Source organism: Flavobacteriales bacterium (assembly GCA_020435415.1).
GTDB lineage: Bacteria > Bacteroidota > Bacteroidia > JACJYZ01 > JACJYZ01 > JACJYZ01.
Genome location: JAGQZQ010000140.1, coordinates 1 through 5,795, shown reverse-complemented (window position 1 = coordinate 5,795; position 5,795 = coordinate 1). Strand labels below are relative to the sequence as shown.

The window sequence follows — 5,795 nt, the reverse complement described above, 5'->3', positions numbered from 1 at the left end:
ACTTAGTAAAGTCACATCGAGCAAACTATCCAATCCTGCATAATTCCTTGCGGAGCTGAAAAGATAATCATAAGGTCTGGCGACGATCTTGTCAGTCACCGGATTCATATGAATATAATTGAGTTTCTGCCAGATGAACTTATTAGAGAACAGTTCTTTGGATTGATTGCCATCTTGCCACACTTTATATTGTACGTTACGTTTCAGATGCCGGCATGCATCCTCAAAGAGCTTTGTCATCCATTCCTTGCGGCTTTCAGGTTCGTCATGCAGGAGTTTAATTATCTTCTTACTGGTAAATTTCTTGAGGTCACGAAGTATATCGGATAATACAGCATTTTCCTGTGCCTGACAGATCATGTGAAGATGACTGGGCATTAGACAATAGGCATAGATAATGAGACCTTTGTTTTCCTGACAGAATCGAAGGGCATCAATCATCATATTCTTTTGGTTGAGGCGGGTAAAAACATCAATCCAACCCACTACGGTTAATGTAATAAAATGCGCCTTGGTCTGATCGCGGATAGTGTATTTATCTGACATGCACCCAATGTAGGAAAAGCCCGAGGAGTGTTTGGTTCAAAGAGTGCTTGTTTCTTTCTTGAGTAAGAAAATATCGTGATGAGCACGGATTGCAAATCCGCGCTAGCCGCCTTCGAGAACATCCGCGCTAGCTGGACAATTTGAAGATTTGAGAATGTGGTTGATTTGGTGATGTGCCAATTTGAAAATTTGATGATTTGAAAATGGGGGAATTTGAGAATGGGGTGATGTGGTGATTTGGTGATTTCGTAATACATCTGCGAACCTCAAAGTTATACGGTACGGCAACCTTAAACTTTAAACCTTAAACCGGAAACCATTTTGTGATTTGGTGATGTAATGATGTGGTGATTTCGTAATGCATCTGCGAACCTCAAAGGCATACGGTACGGCAACCTTAAACTTTAAACCTTAAACCAGAAACCACAAACCAGAAACTTAGGTCCCGAAACCTTCCTATATTTGCACCATGTACTACAACAACATCATCGAAACCATTGGCAATACGCCCATGGTGAAACTGAACCGCATTGTGGCCGACGTGCCTGCCACGGTACTCGCCAAAGTAGAAACGTTTAATCCAGGCAACTCGGTGAAAGACCGCATGGCCCTGAAAATGATTGAAGATGCCGAGAAAGACGGACGACTCAAACCGGGCGGCACCGTCATTGAAGGCACAAGCGGAAATACCGGCATGGGACTCGCACTGGCGTGTATCGTAAAGGGGTATAAACTCATCTGCACGACCAACGACAAGCAGAGCAAGGAGAAGATGGACGTGCTTCGCGCCATGGGCGCAGAAGTGGTCGTTTGCCCTACCAACGTAACCCCCGAAGATCCCCGCTCCTACTACTCCGTAGCGCGCCGGATGAACCAGGAGATCCCCAATTCATTCTACCCGAACCAATACGATAATCTCTCTAACCGGGAAGCCCACTACGAAACCACCGGCCCTGAAATATGGGAACAGACCGAAGGCAAGATCACCCATTTTGTGGTAGGCGTAGGCACCGGAGGCACCATCTCAGGCGTGGCCCGCTACCTTAAGGAGAAAAATCCCGACATCAAGGTGTGGGGCATCGACACCTATGGCTCGGTATTCAAAAAGTATAAGGAAACCGGCGAGTTCGACGAGAAAGAGATCTACCCCTATATTACCGAAGGCATCGGCGAAGACATCCTCCCAAAGAATGTGGATTTCGACCTGATCGATCATTTTGAAAAAGTGACGGACAAAGACGGCGCCATCTACGCCCGCCGGCTGGCACGAGAAGAAGGGATCTTCGTTGGCTATTCCGCCGGATCAGCCGTAGCCGGTATCGCCCAGATGAAAGCACAGCTGAAAAAAGACGACCTCGTGGTCGTCCTCTTCCACGATCATGGCAGCCGCTACGTAGGCAAACTCTTTAACGACGACTGGATGCGGGAACGTGGCTTCCTTGACAAGGTCAGGTACACAGTGGCCCACATCATCCGTGACCGATTACCTCAGGATCATGATGTGATTGCTGTAAAAACCGATCAAACCATCGCAGAAGCCGTGAAAATAATGACCGAGTTCAACATCTCCCAGCTTCCCGTCATGAACAACGGTACGGTGGAAGGTGCCGTATCCGAAAGCAGTCTGTTCGGTAAGTTGCTGGACGACCCCAACCTGAAGTCATCCCCTGTGAAAGATGTGATGCTGGCACCATTCCCGGAAGTAAAGATGAACGATGCGGTGGAAGATGTCGCCAAGCTCATCACGCGCGAAAACCCCGCAGTGATTGTGCGTGACGAGAATAAGACCGTACATATCATTACCAAACACGACCTGATCAGGGCACTGGCCATCTGATCCATGCCGACACTTACAGACCAGACCGGCTATGATGTGAATGTACCCGACGAGGTACAACGCATCGTATCGCTTGTACCGTCGCAATCAGAATTGTTGTGGGACTTGGGACTTGCCGGAAAACTGGCCGGGATCACCAAATTCTGCATCCACCCGGAAGAGATGTTCAGGACCATCCCACGTGTTGGAGGCACCAAAACCCTTAAGTTGGACGCCATCCGCAGTCTCCGTCCGGACCTCGTTCTCGCCAACAAGGAGGAGAACGAACGTATGCAGATCGAAGAGCTGCGGGAGTCTTGTCCCGTATGGACCAGCGACATCTCAGACCTCGGAGATTCCCTTGAGATGATCCGTGAGGTGGGAATGATGACAAAGACCATGGATGCCGCTTATGACCTCATGGGTAAGATCGGCGATGCCTTCTCCGTTATCGGCCCCCTACCCCTTGGGAAAAAGAGAAGGGCTGCCTACGTCATCTGGAACGATCCCATCATGTTGGCTGCCCCCGGCAGTTTCATCGACGATATGATGACGCGATGTGGATTTATCAATGTCTGCCCCACCGGACAAGGGCGCTATCCTTCCGTGACCACCGAAGGACTTCGGGCACTCAGACCTGAACTGATCCTTCTCAGCTCAGAACCATTCCCCTTCAAAGAAAAACACCTGCCCGAATGGCAAGAGCGTTTTCCGGAGATCAAAAGTGTATTGGTAGATGGAGAACTCTTCTCCTGGTATGGTTCCAGACTCCTGCACAGTCCGGAATACTTCAAAGGATTAAGAGCGATGCTGCTTCAGGAATAAGCAGTGTTCAACACGGTAGCTTCAAGCTACAAAATAATCAGACGAAGGTAAAACCGTTCGCCTAACCCTCAGTGATCTCTGTGCATTCTCCTATAACTCTGTGTTAAAACATCAATTACTTTCAAATAGAAGAAAACCTCAGAGCCAACCGTCTTTTATGCTATTAGTGACGAAAAGGAAATACGCTACAATATAAAACACAATCAGGCGAAGGAAAACCCTTCGCCTGATCGCACATCTTCAATGAATAAATCAATCCTTCGTAACGATCACCTTTCGGGTGGTAACGGTGGTACCATTTGAGATCTTCACCAGGTATTGTCCACCGTAAAGTGTCTTGGTATCAAAATGGGCAATGGTGCTGCCTTGCAACAATGTGGTGGTCTGCACGAGTTTTCCATTCATATCATACAACTCCACCTTCAGGTTTTCCTTGTTGAGGTCTTTCAATTGAATGATCAGGAGTTCGCTGGACGGGTTGGGGAACACACTCACCTGGGCACCTTCCAGATTGGTACCTGCCACACCGGTGGTGGCGACGTAGGTTGTTGTGCCTGACGGAACGGAAGTCACCTTGGCCGCCACCATGCTTCCATAGAAGGTCGGACCAACAACGTAAGGATAGGCAGAATTCCAGTTCTCATCCACCGTAGCAAAATAACAATAGGTACCTGCGGGATATTCCGGAGTCACGCAAAACCGGCCGTTGTGCTCATCCAGAAAGTCCGGTGTAGCGGAGGATGTGGCGGTGTAATGGTAATCCTCTCTGAAAGTACCGAGGGGATACGTGCCGTTTACGGGCGGGCCATTGGTCCTCGTGGTACCAGAGTTCAATGAATAGCTCGACTTCATCCTGACGATCGGACCGGTTCCATTTACATTCTTGTAGGCATAGGCGCCATAAATCGGAAAACCATCATATGCAAAGCCTATCAACGGCGAATGTGCGGAACTGTCAATGGCGTACAACCCCTCTGCATCGTAGAGATTACAGATGGTGGATACCACCACCAGGTCCAGGTCAAATGCACTCGGGTTCTGATGATGGTGATAGTTACCCATGGCAGGATGTGCTTTGTTGCAATCGAATCCACCCATTTCCGCAACAACAGCATCCCGGTTCCATTGACCATCACCGGATCCTCCAAGCGGTCCGCCTGCCAATGAATTGGTAGAGTTATTCCAGCTGACACCATCACGGTAATCGAACAAAGCCACACCATTGATAAACACACCGATATTTCCCATGACCGTATTCACCGGCGTTCCGGAGTTCACTACCGGATTCAAAGGAAACTTGAACACCGCGCTTTGGTCGCTCGCAACCGAAGGATTTCCATCCAGGAAAGGCCCTGTTACATAACTCGGCAAACCGGTGGTGGTTACATAAACATGCGTTGCATTGTACTGCACCTTTTGAACATTTACCAGATCCGGATCATTGATAGGTGTTGAATTTCCGGAAACATAATGCCTGGCCGTGGTGGTGGTGTTCTGCAACCAGGATGTAATGGCCGGACTTAACTGTGCGTGAGCAAATGTCACAACACAAAATGATGCGATGGTGAGTAACGGTTTTTTCATTCGTTGCTTTTTTGATGGGTAACTATTGAGGTTGGATGACAATAACTTGAAATCGTTTACTGAGAGAACAAATCATCTCGGGTATCTGAAATTCGGGTTAAACACAAACGTTTTGTCGGAGAGTGTGAGTAGAAAGGTGATGAGGTCCACCTTTTCATTGGAGGTTAAAACAATGCCATTTTGCAATTGCAGGGCCAATGTCCGGGAATGGTGGATGCCACCGGTATAGTGGTTCAACACCTCTGATAATTTCTTAAAACGCCCGTCGTGCATGTATGGATAAGTATATTCTATGTTACGTAAAGTCGGAACTTTGAACTTTAACGAATCATTCCGATCTGAGGTTACCTCCATCCTACCAACGTCGTTCAACACAGAATCCATGGGCAATCCGTTGTTCTCGAAGCTTCCATTGGTAAACAAAGGCTCCGTGTGACAGGAGGCACAATGTGTTTTAAAAAGTCGATACCCATTGGCTTCCTGGTCTGTAAACGTTGCTTCCCTTCGCATCACCTGATCGTACCTGGAGTTTGCACTTACCAACGTGAGCATGAATTGTGATAAGGCTTTTAGAGTTCTTTCCCCCGTCGCCATGCTGTCGCCGAAGGCTTTGAAGAAAAGTTGGTGATACTTCCCGGAAGCATTCAGCTTGTGCACCACTTCATTGATGGAGCTTCTCATCTCCGCCGGATGCGCAATGGGCACCAGTGCCTGCATATCCAGGTTATTCACGGCACCATCCCACATAAAAGTCTTTTGCCAGGCCAGGTTCATCAAGGCCGGTGAGTTCCTTGTACCTACGCTGTCGTATATCCCATGGCTCAGGGCATGATCGATATGCGTGAACGCGGAAAATGGTGAATGGCAGTTCTCACAGGAAATGGTGTTGTTCCGGGAAAGGATAGGATCATAGAACAGTGTTCTACCCAGTAGTATTTTACTTTCCGTTAAAGGGTTCCGGGAAAAATCATAAACCGGTTCGGGGAAGTTTTCGGGGACGGTGAACAGGCTTTCCCGGGTGACA

General features: G+C 48.3%; 5 protein-coding genes. 2 read left to right on the top strand and 3 right to left on the bottom strand.

Features of this window, described 5'->3' with window-relative positions:
- The coding region (locus KDD36_14610; protein MCB0397881.1) for a transposase at positions 1-546 on the bottom strand (546 nt) is incomplete at its 3' end.
- Positions 547-1,015: 469 nt separating this feature from the next.
- Between KDD36_14610 and KDD36_14605 the strand changes: the two genes are divergently transcribed.
- Complete coding sequence (locus tag KDD36_14605; GenBank protein MCB0397880.1) at positions 1,016-2,383, top strand: pyridoxal-phosphate dependent enzyme; 1,368 nt, start codon at positions 1,016-1,018, stop codon at positions 2,381-2,383.
- 3 nt (positions 2,384-2,386) lie between these two features.
- Positions 2,387-3,187 carry an ABC transporter substrate-binding protein gene (locus KDD36_14600; GenBank protein MCB0397879.1) on the top strand — a complete coding sequence of 267 codons (801 nt, stop codon included), beginning with the start codon at positions 2,387-2,389 and terminating at the stop codon, positions 3,185-3,187.
- A gap of 252 nt (positions 3,188-3,439) precedes the next feature.
- Here the strand turns inward: KDD36_14600 and KDD36_14595 are convergent, their stop codons facing one another.
- Both KDD36_14595 and KDD36_14590 read right to left on the bottom strand, forming a co-directional pair.
- Positions 3,440-4,771, bottom strand: coding sequence for a YHYH protein (locus KDD36_14595; protein MCB0397878.1), 1,332 nt, complete (start codon positions 4,769-4,771; stop codon positions 3,440-3,442).
- Between the two features lie 72 nt (positions 4,772-4,843).
- On the bottom strand, positions 4,844-5,795 hold a 952-nt coding region (locus KDD36_14590), incomplete at its 5' end, for a c-type cytochrome (protein MCB0397877.1).